This window comes from Enterobacter sp. 22452 (assembly GCF_052045065.1).
GTDB lineage: Bacteria > Pseudomonadota > Gammaproteobacteria > Enterobacterales > Enterobacteriaceae > Enterobacter > Enterobacter mori.
The window spans coordinates 744,625-762,438 of record NZ_JBQEOB010000002.1; the positions used below are offsets into that span (position 1 = coordinate 744,625).

The 17,814-nt window shown below is 55.9% G+C and carries 14 protein-coding genes; 6 read left to right on the forward strand and 8 right to left on the reverse strand.

What is annotated here, in order from left to right; all coding sequences use genetic code 11:
- Positions 1-7: 7 nt before the first annotated feature.
- Genes tagF through ACTJJA_RS08755 form a run of 6 tightly spaced genes read right to left on the reverse strand, consistent with a single transcriptional unit; the run spans position 8 to position 8,014 of the window.
- Entirely contained in the window at positions 8-724 is a 717-nt protein-coding gene (tagF, locus tag ACTJJA_RS08730) for a type VI secretion system-associated protein TagF (RefSeq protein WP_010432823.1), read from the reverse strand.
- Positions 725-740: 16 nt separating this feature from the next.
- Positions 741-4,361: a type VI secretion system membrane subunit TssM gene (gene tssM, locus ACTJJA_RS08735; protein WP_440667455.1), complete on the reverse strand. Its 3,621-nt coding sequence runs from the start codon at positions 4,359-4,361 to the stop codon at positions 741-743.
- 2 nt (positions 4,362-4,363) lie between these two features.
- Positions 4,364-5,602: a DotU family type VI secretion system protein gene (locus tag ACTJJA_RS08740; RefSeq protein ID WP_089601490.1), complete on the reverse strand. Its 1,239-nt coding sequence runs from the start codon at positions 5,600-5,602 to the stop codon at positions 4,364-4,366.
- Between the two features lie 17 nt (positions 5,603-5,619).
- Positions 5,620-6,963: a type VI secretion system baseplate subunit TssK gene (gene tssK / locus ACTJJA_RS08745; protein WP_420984640.1), complete on the reverse strand. Its 1,344-nt coding sequence runs from the start codon at positions 6,961-6,963 to the stop codon at positions 5,620-5,622.
- 28 nt (positions 6,964-6,991) lie between these two features.
- Entirely contained in the window at positions 6,992-7,495 is a 504-nt protein-coding gene (gene tssJ / locus ACTJJA_RS08750) for a type VI secretion system lipoprotein TssJ (RefSeq protein ID WP_010432816.1), read from the reverse strand.
- Between the two features lie 24 nt (positions 7,496-7,519).
- Entirely contained in the window at positions 7,520-8,014 is a 495-nt protein-coding gene (locus ACTJJA_RS08755; protein ID WP_010432813.1) for a hypothetical protein, read from the reverse strand.
- Between the two features lie 1,002 nt (positions 8,015-9,016).
- Between ACTJJA_RS08755 and ACTJJA_RS08760 the strand changes: the two genes are divergently transcribed.
- On the forward strand, positions 9,017-11,305 hold the full coding sequence (locus tag ACTJJA_RS08760; protein WP_440667458.1) for an FdhF/YdeP family oxidoreductase: 2,289 nt from the start codon (positions 9,017-9,019) through the stop codon (positions 11,303-11,305).
- Positions 11,306-11,328: 23 nt separating this feature from the next.
- The gene (locus tag ACTJJA_RS08765) at positions 11,329-12,225 is read left to right on the forward strand and encodes a LysR family transcriptional regulator (protein WP_440667460.1); all 897 of its coding nucleotides are present in this window, start codon (positions 11,329-11,331) and stop codon (positions 12,223-12,225) included.
- Here the strand turns inward: ACTJJA_RS08765 and ACTJJA_RS08770 are convergent.
- A complete protein-coding gene (locus ACTJJA_RS08770) occupies positions 12,204-12,962 on the reverse strand; it encodes a phosphate/phosphite/phosphonate ABC transporter substrate-binding protein (protein ID WP_440667462.1) in 759 nt (252 codons plus the stop codon). The genes ACTJJA_RS08765 and ACTJJA_RS08770 overlap by 22 nt on opposite strands.
- Positions 12,955-13,911 carry a fatty acid desaturase gene (locus tag ACTJJA_RS08775; protein WP_440667464.1) on the reverse strand — a complete coding sequence of 319 codons (957 nt, stop codon included), beginning with the start codon at positions 13,909-13,911 and terminating at the stop codon, positions 12,955-12,957. The genes ACTJJA_RS08770 and ACTJJA_RS08775 overlap by 8 nt, the downstream gene beginning before the upstream one ends.
- Positions 13,912-14,067: 156 nt before the next feature.
- On the opposite strand from ACTJJA_RS08775, the gene ACTJJA_RS08780 reads away from it, so the two are divergent.
- The 4 genes from ACTJJA_RS08780 (at position 14,068) to ACTJJA_RS08795 (ending at position 17,811) form a co-directional block, all read left to right on the forward strand.
- Entirely contained in the window at positions 14,068-15,048 is a 981-nt protein-coding gene (locus tag ACTJJA_RS08780; protein ID WP_440667466.1) for a GlxA family transcriptional regulator, read from the forward strand.
- 78 nt (positions 15,049-15,126) lie between these two features.
- The gene (gene gap / locus ACTJJA_RS08785; RefSeq protein ID WP_440667468.1) at positions 15,127-16,137 is read left to right on the forward strand and encodes a type I glyceraldehyde-3-phosphate dehydrogenase; all 1,011 of its coding nucleotides are present in this window, start codon (positions 15,127-15,129) and stop codon (positions 16,135-16,137) included.
- Between the two features lie 281 nt (positions 16,138-16,418).
- Positions 16,419-17,123: a hypothetical protein gene (locus ACTJJA_RS08790; RefSeq protein WP_440667470.1), complete on the forward strand. Its 705-nt coding sequence runs from the start codon at positions 16,419-16,421 to the stop codon at positions 17,121-17,123.
- Between the two features lie 208 nt (positions 17,124-17,331).
- Positions 17,332-17,811 carry an Hcp family type VI secretion system effector gene (locus ACTJJA_RS08795; protein ID WP_218400947.1) on the forward strand — a complete coding sequence of 160 codons (480 nt, stop codon included), beginning with the start codon at positions 17,332-17,334 and terminating at the stop codon, positions 17,809-17,811.
- Positions 17,812-17,814: the final 3 nt, after the last annotated feature.

Below are 17,814 nucleotides of genomic sequence, written 5' to 3' on the forward strand. Positions count from 1 at the left end.
TCCCTGCTTATTCAAACATAGGCGGATAAAGACCGTGACGACCCGGTCGGGCGCCGCCTGCCGGATCGAACAGCAGCGTAAAGAGCTGCCCGGTAAAGTTGCCGCTGTGGACGTGCGTGTAGAGCGGGTAGCCGTCGCAGCGGTTCGTCCACCAGAAGCTGGTCTGACGCAGCGGGTCAAAACACTCTGCTGCCTGCGGCCAGCCCAGCGTGCTTTGGCCGTCATCGTCATAGCCAATCACGTCCAGAATGTCGGATCGCTTTTGTGGCTCAACGGGCTGCGGCGCCGGGATACTCATCAACATCTCGTCAAGCTGTGAGGCGGAAAAACCGTTGCGCACTGCGTGCAGGCCCAGACGACCAAGCTGTTGGTACCAGCTTTCGGCCTGGCCGAGCAGACGCGATGACCATTCGGCCGGACTAAAGCTCAGCTGAATGCAGACCGGGTAGTGGCGACCCACGCTGTCACGTCCCGGCAGCAGGCAGCCCATCTGGATCATCTGGCTGCCCAGCATGGGCGGAACGACAAAATTCCACACCGGGGCTTTCGTAAACTGGCGCTCACCGCTGCGCTGCTCTTCCTGTTGCCAGGCCAGCAGGCCGACCTGAAACCAGTGTGACCACTGGCGCTGAAGGGTGTCAGGAAAGCGACGCTGCAAAAAGTCACCGGCGCTGGGTAATTTGCCATACCAGCTGTAGCGGTTCATCGCAGGGGTATTCGTCATACGGCTGTCCTTGCGGTTATGGGCATGAGAAACGGGGAAGCTGGAACGGATTGCGAATGCTGTTTGGCGCAAACTCCAGCGTGACCTGATGACCGTCGACGTTGAAGGTGGCCTGACGGCTCAGGCTACCCGCGCCAGGACTGGTCCGGGCTTTATCGAAAAAGCGGTTCAGCGCCCAGGATCCGTTAGTCACCAGAGATGCCGTACTGCCGTTTGCCAGACCGAGCTGCATACGCACCTGGTTGGTGCCGCCCGGTCCCGGCCAGTTCATAATCTGCACCGCCTGAGGGCCGTGGCTGTAGCGCAACAGCTGGCCGTCAACGTCCAGCGTCAGGTTCAGAATGGTGTTATCCATCCTCACGGTGCGCACCGTGACCTTATAGGACGGCGTTGTCGCCCCGTTGGCAAAGAAGGCATCGCGGATTGACTGTGCCTGCTGGAACGGGCGCAGCAGCCCTTCGCTGCCCGGCAGGGTTTTACCGTCGATCCCCGGCATAAAGCGCCAGTTCGCCTGGGTGGTGTCGACTTTGTTGGTCAGGTTATCGCGGAAAAAGGTGTCCATCAGCCCGGTGCCGGGTGCAAACATGCGGGCGAGATCGTCAGGCGTCACTTCCGTGCTGGCGCTGCGCACCAGCGGGTAGCGACCGGCAATCGCCTGACGGCAGAAACCGCCCACTTCCACGTTAATGCGTTTACGCACGTTTTCCAGATCGCGTCGCTGGGTATCGCTGCTGGCACCCACGGCCATATTGCTGAACATGGTTTGCAGCCCGCCCGGCAGACGGCCCGCGCTGGCCTGCAGACGGCTAATTGCGTCGCCGCCCGGCGCAGGCATCCCGCTGTTGGCCGCATCCTGAACGGCGGTCAGGTAGCGATACAGCTCGTCCACCTGCTTGAGAAAATCGTCAAACACAATGGTCTTTCCGCCTTTCTCCAGCGGCTGCGCCAGCTCAATCATCGGCGCATAGTGGTCAGTCACCAGCTGCTCCGGTGCCTGTACCGCTACCGCACCCTGCGTTGGCGCCGCATCGTTGTTACTGAACAGCGCCTGCAGCGTGCGGGTAGCACGGTTGCTCTGCGCTTCCGCTTTCCCGGCATCTTCTGGCGCAGGCGCATTGCGCGACAGCGTCAGCACCTGGCTCAGGTTCAGCACCAGACGGCGCAGCGGCGAGTTTGCCCCGGAGAGCAGGCGCGCGGTGTTGATACGCTGGGAGAGATCGGCACTGCTGTTGAGCTGAATGTCGGCGAGAAAGCGATCCCAGTTGGCAATAAAGTCACGCATGTAAAGCTGGCGCACCGCGTTATCGATCTGCTCTTTATCTTCCTGGGCCGTGGTGGCACCTAATACCCAGGCGTCATCTTCATGCAGGGCGGTCGTCACGCTGTCGATTTGGCCGTTAAAGCTTTTCCAGTAGCCGTCCGGGGTATACAGACCCGGCACGCCTTCGCTGACCGGCTTGCCGCTTTTGCGGGAAAAGACCAGCTCGCTCTGCGGGCCGCCAAGATCGGAAAGCGAGACCGGCTTGAGGTTTTCGTCATGCTCCAGCAGGCGCTTCAGACGACCGTATACGCGTGTCGAGAGCGGCTGCTGGTTGATGAGCGCCCTTTCCCGCGCGACCAGGGATTCATCCAGCGCATAGGGTGAAGCCTGAATTTTCGGTTCCAGCAGTTGGGTCAGATGCCATTCAAGCTGCTGAAGCTGCGCCTGAGTGACGTCCTGCGGCAGGTTGCGCTGCAGGTTGAGCATCACCCAGGAATGCAGGAATTTGCCGTCGTAGTGCTTCGGCTGATAGAGCATCTGGTAGGCTTTCAGCGCCTCGTAGCTGTACTCCACGTCGCTGCCGTTGTCGTTACGCAGCCAGGTGGTGATGTGCATTGTCACGGCAGGAAGCAGCATCTGATCCAGCGCTTTCTGATACAGCGACTGCGAGGCATCGCTGACGTCATCCCCACGGTAAAGCCCCATGCGGCGGGAGACCGGCGGGTCGTTAACGTCAAAGGCGTCGCTCTTCGGCAGGTCCACCAGCCCGTTAAGCAGCGGCAACAGCGCAAAGAGATCGCGCTGAGGTTGATTTTGCAGCGCCTTACTCTGCTGTTCCAGCACCGGCACTTTGGCGTCAACCTCTTCCAGATACGCCTTGTTTTTGGCGTAACTGGTCAGCCACAGCCCGCCCAAAATCACCAGCAGGGCCAGCAGCGCCGCGTAACCAGACCAGATCACCGCCCGGTTGCGCAGCTCCCACCAGCGGTTTTCTCCGGCAATGCCCGCTTCCTGGAAAATGACGTTTTGCAGCAGATTCTTGATAAAGAAACTCTGGCCTTTCGCGCCCGGGATGGGGGCTTCTTTGCTGACGGAATCCCAGTTATCGCTTTCGGCCCCTTCCGGCAGAGAGAGCGCGCGGTTAAGCTCGCCCATCACGCGGTCAAACGGCATGCCTTCCTGGGTGCCGCTGGCAAAGTAGATGCCGCGCGGCGAGAATTCGGTTTCAAAGTTTGAACGGGCAAAGACCGTGCTCAGGTAATCCGCCAGCAGCGGGCGCAGCGCAGCGAACTCCTGCGGGAAGAGATAGGCTTCCGCACGGGTTTTGCCGTCGTGCTCCTTGAGCATGGTCTCCGGCAGACCGGCATCCAGGCGCTGCTGGAGCAGAGAAAACTCCTGCTGGAAGTTGCCCATCAGGTCGTAATCCGCGTGTTTGGTCTGCTCCCACGGCAGCGTAAAGCCCCAGATCTGGTCGCGCTGCGCTTTGTCGTAATCGGCAAACCAGGCGCGGAAGCCCTTGAGCAGGTCAGCCTTGGTCACCATCACGTACACCGGGAAGCGGATGCCCAGCTGCTCATGCAGCTCGGAAAGACGCTGGCGCAGGTTCACCGCCTGCTGGCGGGACGCCTCGGCGGACTGCGTGAGCAGGTCGGAAATGCTGATGGTGATGATCACACCGTTGATCGGCTGGCGACGACGATATTTACGCAGCAGGTTGATGAACTCCAGCCATTCCCCGGCGTCCTGAACCTGTTCGCTCTCCTGCGTGGTGTAGCGTCCGGCGGTATCCAGCAGGACAGCCTCGTTGGTGAACCACCAGTCGCAGTTGCGCGTGCCGCCGATGCCCCGCAGCGCGGTTTTACCGAAGCGATCCGCCAGCGGGAACTGCAGCCCGGAGTTGGCCAGCGCGGTGGTTTTCCCGGAGCCCGGCGCGCCGATGATGACGTACCACGGCAGTTGATAGAGATACTGCGTGCTGAAACGCTGCGTCCACTGCGCGCTGTGGCCCGCCTTACTGAAGTGGGCTTTTTTCAGCATCTGCGCGGCTTCGTCGAAACGACCTGCAAGGATCTGCTCCTCGTTATTCAGGCGTTTCTGCGGATCGGCCGCGTCCGCTTTAGTGGTGTTCTCATTGAGCTTGTCCATCAGCTTGTGGTTCAGCCAGGCGTTATACAGCCGAGGCAGAATGTGGCTCTGGGCCCAGATCAGATATACCACCGCGATACTGATAACGCGGTTCTGTTCAGATTCAAGCGGGCGGGTATCCACGATGGACAACAGCGGACCAATCATCCAGATCACCGCCGCGAGCGCCGTTACGCCGAGGAAGCTCCACAGAATGCGATTGGTCAGTATGGAAAGAAGAGTAGTCAGCATCCTTAGTTTCCTTGCGGCAATCCGTTCAGCTCAGCCTGCGTATTTTCAGGCGACACCAGCAGAGTAATTTCCACACGGCGGTTACGGGCGCGGTTTTCAGGCGTAGTGTTTGGTGCCACCGGGTTAATTTCGCCCCGCCCTTCCGCCTTCACGCGTTCAGGCTGCGAGAGGCTTCCCTGCAGCTGTTTTTGCACCGACCGGGCGCGTTCGAGAGAGAGTTCATAGTTGGAGGCAAAGCGCGCGCTGCGGATCGGCACATTGTCGCTGTAGCCCACCACCAGAATTTTGCCGCTGACGTTATTCATCGCCTGCGCAATGCGGTTGATGACCGGCTCATAGCGGTCACGCACCACCGTCGAGGCCGAGGCGAACAGGCCGTCCCCTTTCAGGATCACCACGCTGCGATCCGCTTCATCCTTCACCGCCACCAGACCGGCATCGATTTCAGGCTTCAGGAAGCCGCGCAGGTTCAGTACCGCAGGCAGCTGGCGAGCGGGCTGCTGAATGGAGGTTTCCGGCAGCTGAGACTGATAAATCTTCGCCAGCACCGGGCTGGTGTTATCGCCCAGACGCCAGTTAAGCACGATATAAAACAGACAGGCGATAAACCCGACCAGCGCCACGCAGGCCCAGAGGGGGACCATCGGACGCCACAGCTTGCGCAATACAGGACGATCTTCAGGGTGCACCGAGAGCGGCGGCGCGTAGCTGCCGCGCACGCTGCGGATCATCTGCCACAGTCGCTGTTTGATGGTTTCCAGCTGGGTGCGGCCATTATCCAGCACCCGATAGCGGCCCTCGAAACCGAGCAACAGGCAGTAGTTGATCATCTCCAGCAGCAGGATATGTTCACGCGGGTTCTGTGAAAGGCGCGCCAGCAGCTGGAAAAACTTTTCTCCGCCCCAGGTTTCGTTATGAAACGTGACCAGAAGGCCACTGCTGGACCAGACGCCGCTGCTGCCCCAGGGGGTGAGCGCGGCGGCTTCATCCAGCGCCGTACACAGACAGTAGCGGGCGCCGACGATCACTTCATACGGCAACCCTGCCTGCTGGCATCGCACTTCGAAACGGCGAATTTCGTCGATCAGACGCTGGCGCAACGCCACCTGATCGTCATGAGAAACCGAATGACGGATTTGTGGAATGGCGTTGAGCAGCGGGTTGGCAGCCGCCACCAGCTGATTATTGCCACTGGCTCCGGTAAACACAGCATCACTGCCGGTATCCTGTCGTTCCTGCATATTTAGTGCTCGCTTTATTATTCTGTCGGGCTACGGATGGCCCAAAACTCCATATCGAGACCCGGAAACTCCCCTGCGAGATGCAGAGCGAACGCACCGGACTTATCCATCTCGTGCCACAGCTCACTGCCCTTCTCCAGCTCGAAATAGCTGTAGCCCGCGTGCCACGGTATTTGCGGCGGGGCGACCGGCATGGCGCGCAGCATAATGCCCGGCAGCTGCAGCTGAACCAGATCGCGGATTTTCGAGACCGGTGCCACCTTCATCTGGGCCGGGAAATGGGTTTGCAGGTGTTCGCCCGGCACGTTGGCTTTCACCGCCAGCACGAAGCCGAACTCGCGCACCATGCTGGTCTCCGGCACGGTAGCGATGTTAAGACCATGGGAACGCTCGTTGAGCGGCAGCTGGATGGCGTGATCTTCCATCACCAGCGACAGCCCCTGACGCAGCATCAGCATCAGCTTGCTGAAGCAGACCGCCAGATCGTCATGGTCATACACCGGGAGCACGCTCTCCGCTGTGCGTTGAGAGGTCCAGGTGGCAAGTTCCGTCGCAAACGGCAGCCAGCTGCGCCACAGCGTTTCCGGGTGGATCAGCGGCAGGGTTTTTAAATGGGATATCTCACCAAGATGACGGTTAACCAGCGAAAGCAGCGTGAACTCAATCAGTTCGGAGGTATTAAAGCGGCCGGGCTGGCGCAGACGTCCGCCAATCTGCTGGCTGCGCTGGACCAGTAGCCCATGCAGATCGTTAATCATGCTGTAGATCTGCGGGCTGTTGTTGGCGTTCAGCATCGGCGGAATGTAGCTGTTATCCAGCCGCACGTGGTTGTCGTTGCGTTTTTCGCTCACCAGGGCCACGCCGATGGCGGTCCACTCTGCCGTGAGATCTTTTTCCAGCATCAGGGTTAAACGCAGGCGGCCAAACTGTACCGTGGCATCGCCCACTGACATGGCATTATCGTCTTCGACGTCCTGTTCAAACGCGAGGTAACGCGCCAGCGAGGCCTGCTCTTCACTGAAAATCACCTCTTCGCGTTCGCCGCGGCGAACCGGCAGCGCAAGCACCACCTTCTCATTGGTGAGATTGTCAGGGATCTTCAGCGGCACCGGGCCGTTGCGGCCGTTGCGCACCTGGAAAAACGTGCCGTCAGGCAGTAACCCGCTGCAGTAGCTCAGTGCAATGCAGCCCTGGCGGAGCATCGCGTCGTCCAGCTCAACGTCGAGAAAGCCCCACAGATACGATCGCTGCAGCGCACCCCATTCACGAATGTGGTTCAGCAGGTAACTTTCTGTCCGCTGAAAATGGTGTGGACGCAGGAACATGCCTTCGGTCCAGACGACCTTTTCTGCTTTCGTCATGATGATGTGTTTCCTGTTATGAAGCGCGTTACTGGCTGATGACCCGGATACCGTTCACGTCCAGGAAGACGTTGGCGATGAGTTCATCTGCGGACCATTTCCAGAACTGGTAGAAATGGTTTTCGCCGGGAACAGGCAATGGGATTGAGACGCGCCATTTTTTCCCGTCCAGCGTCTGATATTCCGCCATCACGCCGATATAGCGTGCCTCGGGCGAGCTTTGTCCACTCAGGGTTTTCGAAAGCTGGCCCGGCATCAGGAAGAACACATCGCTGTTAAGCAGATTCGCGCCAAGCGTGGCTGACGCGTTGTTCTGCAGGGAATAGAAGTCGCTGGACATGAAATCCGCATCGGATTTCAGCAGCAACACTCTGACCTTTAATGGCGCAGAATCATTGATTTGGGGGTGAGCCTGAAACTGCAGATTGTAGCGGGAGGGGTCGCTGTGTGAAGACGACGTACAACCACTCAACAGGGTGAAAATCACCGCGAAAAATGCTAACCCGAGCTGATGAAACGTTTTTGTATTCATAAAAAATACGCTCTTGAAACCCGTTTAGTTCAGGATCCAGGTGCCGTTTGCGCTGTCTTTGCAGGCTTTGCTGTTGCCATCGACGTCAACACAGGTTGCTTTCTTACGCGCTTTTGGACGGATCGCCTGTTTACGCACGGTGGCTTCGTACTGGTCGGCCTTGATGACGGCGCGCATTGGTACGTAACCAATCAGCTGTTCGTTCCCTTCGTCGGCAAGCGCCATCCAGAAGTGTTCAACCTGACCCAGCACCACGTAGGTTTTGCCCGTTTCGAGCGTGCGGATCACTTTTCCGCCGTAGTCCGGACGGCTCATCAGGGATGCGGGGTACATGGCGCGATAAGGCTCATTCACCTGGGTGAACTCTGCCGGGGGCAGCACAACATGACGGTGAGTTAAGGTGACGCCGTTAACCTGACTGGTCACGATGGTATCGTCAGTGATCACAGGTTTCTGCGGCGCTTTACAGCCCGCCACCGCCATTACAAACAGAAGTGAAAACAGTACGCGCATTTTCATATGCTTTTCCGTAGCGATATTTCGATGATGGAGATAAGGAGATGAAGTTTGACTTAGGTGCTATTGTTAAAATAGTCAGGATATTTTCGGGGCGTTACTATATTAAAGGCATAGCTACCGCACGAGCCCTTCAGAATAAGGCCCAGCGTCTTCCTGACATATTTTGACAAACGGTAAACAAGTTTACATGAGCTTCGCATCATTTCAATATTTACCGTTACGTAACTGTTGGTAAATGAAGCAGACGATAGATTATAGGATTAATCTTAATAAAAAATTATACATGGACTACCCCCCTTTATTTATTCATCTCAAATCAATGTAAGGTTTTGTTTTATAAAACAAAAACACAAAAGAGAACCACTTTCATTAACGCAATACCGGTATTATCGCCACTACCATAATTAGTAGAATTCGCGTATTGGTGATGTCAAAAGAACATATTGCCGATGAATTATTTGTTGCATTAACAGGGTATGTTTAATATTGCCCGTACTTTACGCTCAGAATGGGCCTATTTCACTGATACCGACCGGAGTTAATTTCACGGCGCAAAATAACTTTATATTTCACGCTATGACAATGTCCCTTTAAGACATAATTATATCTATTAACCATTAAGCCTGAGTTAACTTTCCTGCTATTATCGCCACCGAAAAATGCACGCGATTACCCGCCAGCTGCGAATATTGTCTATTTCCCCCGCTCAGGCGCTTCATTCGAAGTTTTACTGGGGCTACATCCTTGTCTGTTCACCGCCATCTATCTCACCTACCGGGTGATAGATAATATTTATTATTAAAATGATAAAAATTCGTTATAATTTCTTTAAATCTTTAAACATCACAACCTATAAGCCACTGTAATAAAAAGAGTTAAAGAAGCAGCAACTTTCTCTACCGCATGCGCGCAGCCAAACGGTCGTCATTGCTTGCGCTTATTGTCCCCTGCAGTGCTTTTATGGGTTCAGATGTTGTGTGACCGAACAAATCAGGAGTGGGTATGAACACGAAAAGACGCGCAGTTCCCGGTATCAGGCACTATGACGGTCCCGCCGGAGGCTGGGGCGCGTTAAAAGCGACGGCCATCGCAGTACGTACCCAAATGGATACTCTGGACGCTCCCGCGACGCTGCTGCGCACCAACCAGCCGGACGGTTTTGACTGCCCGGGCTGCGCGTGGCCTGATAAGGAACATAAATCGACGTTCCAGTTCTGCGAGAACGGCGCAAAGGCGGTGACCTGGGAAGCCACCAGCAGACGCGTCACCCCCGCGTTTCTGGTGGAAAACAGCGTCGCTTCGCTGCTGGCAAAATCGGACTTTGAGCTGGAAGGCTACGGTCGCCTGACGCATCCCCTGCGCTATGACCGGGCAAGCGATACCTTCCGCCCTGTCGACTGGGACGAGGCGTTTCAGCGTATCGGCGAAGTCTTGCGCGGGCTCGAACCGGACCAGGTCGAGTTCTATACCTCCGGGCGAGCCTCTAACGAAGCGGCATACCTGTTCCAGCTCTTCGCCCGCGAATACGGCACCAATAACTTCCCCGACTGCTCGAATATGTGTCACGAGGCCACCAGCGTCGGCTTGCCGCGATCTATCGGGATCGGGAAAGGTACCGTCTCACTGGACGACTTCGATAAGACCGAACTGGTGATCTCCATCGGCCATAACCCTGGCACCAACCATCCGCGAATGATGGGCACCCTTCATGAGCTGGCACGTCGCAACGTGCCGATTATCGTCTTTAACCCGCTGCGCGAGCGCGCCCTCGAACGTTTTGCGGACCCGCAGAGCGTGATTGAAATGGCGACCTACAGCTCCACGGATATCGCCTCGACCTACTTCCAGGTCAAAGCCGGAGGCGATGCCGCCGCGCTGAAAGGGATTGCTAAACACCTTCTGGAGATGGAGGCCGAACGCGGTGACGTGCTGGATCACGCGTTTATTGCCGAACACACTCAGGGCATTGAGGAGTTCAGCGCCGATATCGCGCAAACCCGCTGGGACGACATTGAGCGCGAGTCGGGCCTGAGCCAGGCGGCACTCAGGAAGGTGGCCGAGGCCTATGCGAAATCGAATGCCACCATCATTACCTACGGGATGGGAATTACCCAGCATAATAAAGGCACGGCAAACGTCCGCCTGATCGCCGACGTGCTGCTGCTGCGTGGGAACATCGGTAAGCCCGGCGCGGGTATCTGCCCTCTGCGCGGCCACTCAAACGTGCAGGGAAACCGGACCGTCGGGATTAGCGAGAAACCCACACCAGCCTTCCTGAACCGTCTGAAGGACGTATTCGGCTTTGAGCCGCCGTCTCACCACGGACACGATGCGGTGCAGGCCACGCAGGCGATGATTGACGGCCGTGCGAAGGCGCTTATCTGCCTCGGCGGCAATTTTGCGGTTGCGATGCCCGATCATGAACGGGGCTTTCCGGCGATGGGTAACCTGGATTTGAGCGTGCACGTCGGTACCAAGCTGAACCGTACCCATCTGCTGGTTGGCAAAGAGACCTTTATTTTCCCGTGTCTCGGCCGCACCGAGCTGGATATTCAGGCCAGTGGTCGTCAGTCCATTACCGTTGAAGATTCCATGTCGATGGTGCACGCCTCGTCCGGCAAGCTGAAACCCGCCTCGCCGTTGCTCCGTTCAGAACCCGCTATCGTGGCGGGCCTGGCGAAAGCCACCCTGCCGGAAACCCATGTGGACTGGCTGACGCTGGTTGAGGATTACGACCGGATCCGCGATCTGATTGAGCAGACCATTCCTGGGTTCGAGAACTATAACGCGCGGATCCGCGTACCCGGCGGCTTCCGCATGCCGCTGCCGCCAACGCAGCGTATCTGGCCGACCGCGACGGGCAAAGCAATGTTCTCGGTATTCGAGGGGGTTCATGAGAACGCCAGCGGTGAAGGCGAGCATGTGCTGCGTCTGATTACGCTGCGCAGCCACGACCAGTACAACACGACCATTTATGCCCTGGACGACCGCTACCGTGGGGTCTTTGGCCGCCGCGACGTGCTGTTTATGAACGAAGACGATATGGCACAGTCAGGGCTGGAACACGGCGACCGCGTGGATATCGAAACCGCCCTGCCCGGCAGCGTTCAGCGCCTGGAGGACATTACCGTGGTGGCGTACAGCATCGCCCCGGGATCCGTCGGGGCATACTACCCGGAGGCTAACGTGCTGGTGCCGCTCGACTATCTCGACAAGGACAGCGGGACGCCGTCGTATAAATCCGTTCCGGTTCGCATCATCCTGCGCTCAAAAGAGATCCGCATGCTGTAAGGCTGTTGGCGCGGAAGATCACGATGGATATTAAACAGTTAAAATACTTAATCGCGCTCGACGAGACCCGCCACTTTGGTAAAGCGGCCTCGCAGTGCAACGTTACCCAGCCGACCCTCTCCATGCGCATCCGCAGCCTGGAAGAGGAGCTGGGGCTGGTGCTGATTGCGCGCGGGCAGCGCTTTGAAGGGTTTACGCCGGAGGGTGAACGCATCCTCGCGTGGGCCCGCTCCCTGCTGGCCGCGCACGACGGATTACAGGCGGAAGCCGCGCTGTGCAAAGGCCAGGTGATAGGCGAATTACGGCTTGGGATGGTGCCGCTGGCAAGTGTGGATCCGATGATCTTCATTCGCCTGCTGACGCAAAAATATCCGGAGCTGACCTACAGCCTCTATTCCATGTCCTCAGCGCAGATTGCCGACGGGGTAAGCCGTAATCAGCTTGAGCTGGGAATTTGCTATCTCAACAGCATCGACACCAGCCTGTTTGACATAATCCAGCTACCACAAACGAAGATGGGCCTGCTGCACGACATTCGCCATTTCCAGCCCGGTCAGGCAACGCTGACCTGGCACGACCTGACGGAATTTCCGCTGGGGTTCCTGACCAAAGGGATGCACTATCGGGCGCATATGGAGGCCAGTTTTAACGCTGCAGGCCTCGATCCGACGGCCGTTTTCGAGAGCGACTCGACGTTCCAGATCATTCAGGCGGTTCAGAGCGGCGTGTGCTGTGCCGTGATGCCGCTGAACAACGGGCTGGAGGCACTGAACAACAATTTCAGGATAGTCCCCATCGCCGAAGCGAACATTGAGGCGCCTGTCGGCCTGATTATGCGCAGGCAGAAACCCGTCTCCTCGCTGGCGCTACGCTGTTTTACCGACGCGCAGGAAATTTATCACGCAGTCAATGAAGCGTAGACCTGGCGCGTCACCACGCTAAAACCGTCAATCAGCACGGCGTCGCAACTTTTCCGGTGTTCCGGCGAACTCACCAGCGCGCGGAGCGCATCGCGAATGGCGTTAAGGGTTTCAGGCGAGGTGTTTTGCGAGGTGATCAGCGGCAGTCCTGGCGTCAGAGGGGTATGGTCAATGACCGCCAGCCCCGCAAGCCGTTCCGGCTCATGGCGCTGCAACAGTACCCAGGTTACGCAGTCGATGGCCGCAATATCCCCCACCCCGCCTTTTACATCAATCAGCGACTGGCGATGGCTGCCGCTGAAAATCACCCGTGAAAAATAGTCATTGACCGTATCAGGTGCCACTCGTCTTCGCAGCGTGTTGTAGCCGGACTGGGAATCCGGCGCATTACACACTACCCGCCGCCCACGGAAGTCGTCAAGGCGCAGGTGTTTATCTTCTTCCCGCACCACCAGCAGGCTGCGGTAAGCGATCCCTTCGCAGCCCGGCGCCGCGTAATGAAAACAGCCGACGACCTGCACGTCCGGCAACTGTGTGACCAGCGGATAACCGCAGGTTTGGCTCAGGATGAGTCCAGGCTGCTGCCAGTGCGCCAGTAAGTCCTCTTCCGGGATGCCCGGCACAAGATCGCCCGCCGGCACACCGCGTGCCAGCAGCAAAGCGTGCACAGCTCGCCACAGCGCGTCGGTATCGGCCCGATTGACGGCATACATCGGAAACGCCAGCAGGTTACTCATGCTCTTCTCGCTTTATCCCCGGATGAACCGTGACGTCCACGGCCTTACCCCAAAACTGTCGCAGCCATTGGCCGTATCCCTTGACCACAAAACCGTGATTCCGCTGCTGATACACCGCCCGGTTTTGCTGGTAGAGCGCCTTCAGACCATACCAGGGCACGCCTGGCAGATCGTGATGCACTGAATGGTAGTTGAGATTCAGGAACAACACCTGCCAGAAGATCCCGGCTTCGTTAATTACCGATCGCGCGAGAGGATCGTCTGCAGCGCGGTGCTCAAGAAAAGAGCGCACTTTGGTGAGCGCCAGCGCGGGATAGCTCACCGCCAGCACAAACCAGACCGGTGAAAAACCAACATGGCGCATCCAGACAAACAACCCCGCCAACAGCACGCCATGCACCAGCCACATCAGCATCGCCCGCAGGTGCCGCTGGCGAAACGCTGCCACGGCCCTTCCCAGCGTCTGAACGATATCCAGCAGCGGAGCCAGTAACAGCCGCCCCAGAAAAGTATTACGCACATGAATAATGCGCTTCTGCCAGGGTGTAAAACGCGCCCAGGTCTGTTCGGTAAAATAGTAGGATTCCGGATCGTCCACCGGTACCGTGAGATGATCGTTGCGGTGATGGGCCAGATGCGAGTCGCGGTACAGGCCATAGGGATACCAGACCGCCAGCGGCAGCGTACCAAAAAGCTGATTTAACCGGGGAAAGCGTGTCGGATGGCCGTGGATCAGCTCATGCTGAAGCGACATATACCACGCGGTAAACCAGACCAGCAGCACCGTGGCAGGCAGCAAACCGAGCGTGTGCCAGTACGCCAGGGTGGTAAACCAGCCGGTATAGATAGCGATAATTAACAGCCAGGTGGGAAGCTCGCTTCGCCACAGAAACCGCTTGGCAAGCTGGTGAATATGTTCTCGCTGTTGCGGGTGTAAATAGTGACTCATTCCTTCCGATGCCGTTCCGCCTGTCATTCTGTGTCCTGACGATCAGGGAAAACGGCTGAAATAACAAAGAACTTAAATCGCTTTGCTTTGCCAGAAATGGCGTTTATGCGCTCTCCGCCTATTGACTTATTTTGTAATAAAGCTACTTTTCAGGACATGAAAAAGATCCTGATTATTGTTCCCGACGGCGGCATGCTGTTTGAAGCCGCCGGTATCGCCGACATTCTGATGCAGGCCAACCGACTGCACCCGGAAGGTCTGTCTCACCCGTGTTACCGCATCATCATCGCCACCACGCAGCCCCATCAGGTGATCCACGGTCAATCCGGATTAAACCTGCTGGCAGATTATCGTCTGCCTGAACTGGATCCGCGTGAACCACTCGATACCATCATCATTACCGGGCGCGGCATGAATGAACTGGAGAGCACCGCCGTGGTGGACTGGCTGCATCTCGCTGCGCCCCATGCGCGGCGTATTGCCTCCATCTGCGGCGGCGCGATGCTGCTTGCGCAGAGCGGTTTGCTTGACGGACGGCGGGCAACCACACACTGGCGTCTGCTGGAAACGATGCAGGCCGCTTATCCGGCCATCAGGGTGGAAGGCGGCCCGATCTACGTTCAGGATGGGCCCATCTGGACCTCCGGCGGGGTCAGTTCCGGTTTCGACCTGACGCTGGCGCTGGTTGAAGACGATTACGGTTTCTCTCTCGCCCGCGACGTGGCGCAGGATATGGTGATGTACCTACGCCGTCCGGGCGGGCAGCTGCAGTTTAGCCGTTATAATTTGCAGCAGTCCGGCACCCAGGGGCCGATTAGCGAACTGCAAAGCTGGATCCTGCAAAACCTGACCACCGATCTCTGCGTTGAGCGCCTGGCGGAAAGAGCGGCGATGAGTCCGCGTAATTTCACCCGCGTATTCACGCGGGATGCAGGGGTCTCTCCGGCCCGCTACGTGACGGAAGCGCGTCTTGCCGCCGCCCGGCAGCTGCTTGAGCAAACCAGCGATCCGCTGGAGCTGATTGCTGAGCAAAGCGGGTTTGGCACCAGCATCAACCTGCGTCGTGTTTTCGAGAAACAGCTTCATCTCACCCCAACGGAATATCGCCAGCGCTTCCACTGCCGCAAGATGGCGTAATGTGATCCATTTTTGTCATTTACGCCATTCAGCCTGACGCCTACAGTGACTCCAGACAACAGAGATAAGGAGTGCATCATGGTTAAGGTCGGTATTAACGGTTTCGGCCGTATCGGACGTAATTTCCTGCGCGCGGCGCTGGGTAACCCGGATCTTCAGATTGTGGCCATTAACGATCTGACGGACAGCCAGACCCTCGCCCATCTGCTCAAATATGATTCCCTGCTCGGCACGCTGCCGGCACCCGTTGAGGCGGCTGACGGCGCATTACAGGTGGATGGACAGCGGATCGCCGTCTTCAGCGAGCGAGATCCGGCAAACATCTCGTGGCGCGACGTCGGGGCGGACGTGGTGATTGAAGCCACCGGTTTCTTCACCGAACGCGAAAAAGCGGCGGTACATATCACCCACGGTGGCGCCAAGCGCGTCATCATCTCTGCACCGGGCAAAAACGATGACCTGACGGTGGTGATGGGTGTGAACCACGAGCTGTACGATCCGGCCCTGCACGCCGTCGTGAGTAACGGGAGTTGTACCACTAACGGACTGGCTCCGGCAGCACAGGTGCTGCATCAGCAGTTTGGTATTGAGCACGGCCTGATGAACACCACGCATGCTTATACCAACAGTCAGGCGCTGCACGACCAGCCGGAGAAAGATCTGCGCGGTGCACGCGCGGCGGCCCTGTCGATTGTGCCTTATTCCAGCGGCGCGGCGAAGGCGTTGGGGAAAGTGATCCCTTCTCTGGACGGTAAGCTGACCGGGTATTCTCTGCGTGTGCCGGTTCCGGTGGTGTCAATTGTGGATTTGACGGTAACGCTGAGCCGTAACGTGACCGCCGACGAGGTGAATGACGCGTTCCGTCAGGCCGCGGCTAGCGGACCACTGAAAGGGATCCTGGGCTACAGCGATGAACCGCTGGTGTCCAGCGATTACCAGGGTGACCCGCGCTCCTCGATTATCGACGGGCTGTCGACGCTGGTGATTGGCGGCAACATGGTCAAAATTCTGGCGTGGTATGACAACGAGTGGGGATTCTCCAACCGCCTGGTGGATCTGGCGGTGCTGATGGATAAGAAAGGGCTGTAAGCCTTGCCTTGATGCCGGGTGGCGCTTGCGCTTACCCGGCCTACACATGATGTCACCCTTCAGTAATATATCCCCAATCCTCGCAGAATATATATTTAAAGATAACCTTAAGTTTATTCAAAACTTTCAAATTCATCACATCAATTATATAAAATCACCGATTAACGTAGATAATAGGTTAGTGGTTATTCTTTATTTTACTTTTAAAAATGCGAGTACGATCACTGTCCTTAGGCGATTCGGTAGATCATGATAAACCCTGCACACAACAGGGGCATATTATGTATTACAGCAAGGAAGTTATAGAAAGAATTGGTTCCGATAAAGATCTGGCATTAAGGCTCGATCGCGCCGTCGCAGGGGTAAAGGATGGTGCCATAGAATATTTAAATAATCTTGGCGATGCGACGACTCGCTTGCTTTATTACACTTCGTGCTTTACAGATAATTATCATGATGTCTGTAAACGATTGAGCATAGAGGACAAGCGATTTGTTGATGGTATTTATCAACTAGTGACACACAGAGATATCATATTTAGAATGATAAGGCTTTATATAGAAACATTGCTAAATGGCAAAAGTGAAGATCGGAAAAGAAATATTCTTGAAAAAGCAATACATTTTACAACGCCCTACTCCATTAAACAGACATCGAAAATCGGTTTACTCTATGCAGTGGCCAAATACATCTGTTATGGTAACAAAATGAATTCCGCCGTACAAAATGCTTTCATTAATAAAATAGCAGGTAAAGGTGCAATAGCTTTATTTGCCCTTAATACCTATAGTCTGGTTCAGCGTGCCGCTGATAGTGCAAATAGGTTAAAAAATAACAGACCGCTTTTTTATCATGCACTATACATGGAACATCTTGAAATGATGTACTTCCTGATTGAACCTGTCATAACGAAATCAGGTTATTTCAATATTAACTCTGCTTCAGACGAAGATATCACTGAAGCCTTAATCAAGATGATGAAATAATGTTAAATTTCATTAAGAGCATGTTAAAATTAATTTTAGATGATGTACTAAGAGATTTACGCGCTTGCGGAGTAGTCATAATTTTTCTTCTTTTATCAATCATTACAGTATCTGTTATTGATGATGATATGATAGCAATTCGAATCATTGGGGTAATTGCACTCGTCGTTTTTTCAATCGCTTTTTTTTACACAGGGAAATAACAAATATGTCTACACCAGCACACATTTGGCTTACTGATGAAAATAATGCTCCCGTTTTAGGCGAGTGTTTAATGCCTACAAGATTGGGTTCTACCGAACTCAAGTCATTTAACCACTCTGTCTGGATCCCTACCTGTTCCAACACGGGAAAACTGACGGGAACGCGGCTTCATGTCCCCATTACTTTTGAAAAAGAAATAGACCGCATCACACCCTATCTTTTCCGTGCAGTATGCACAGGTAAAACGTTCAAATCAGCATTAATCAAAATGTATAAAATTAATGACGCCGGGATCGAGCGTGAATACTTCAATATCATTCTGGAAAACGTCAAGATAACAAGGATCTCACCTTTATTGCACCCGCTAGGTATCGCGAGTGCTCATATGGAAGAAGTCGAACTCCGCTATGAATCGATTGAGTGGAAATATTGCGACGGGAACATCATGTTTAAAGACACCTGGAATGAAAGAGCGGTAGCGTAGAAC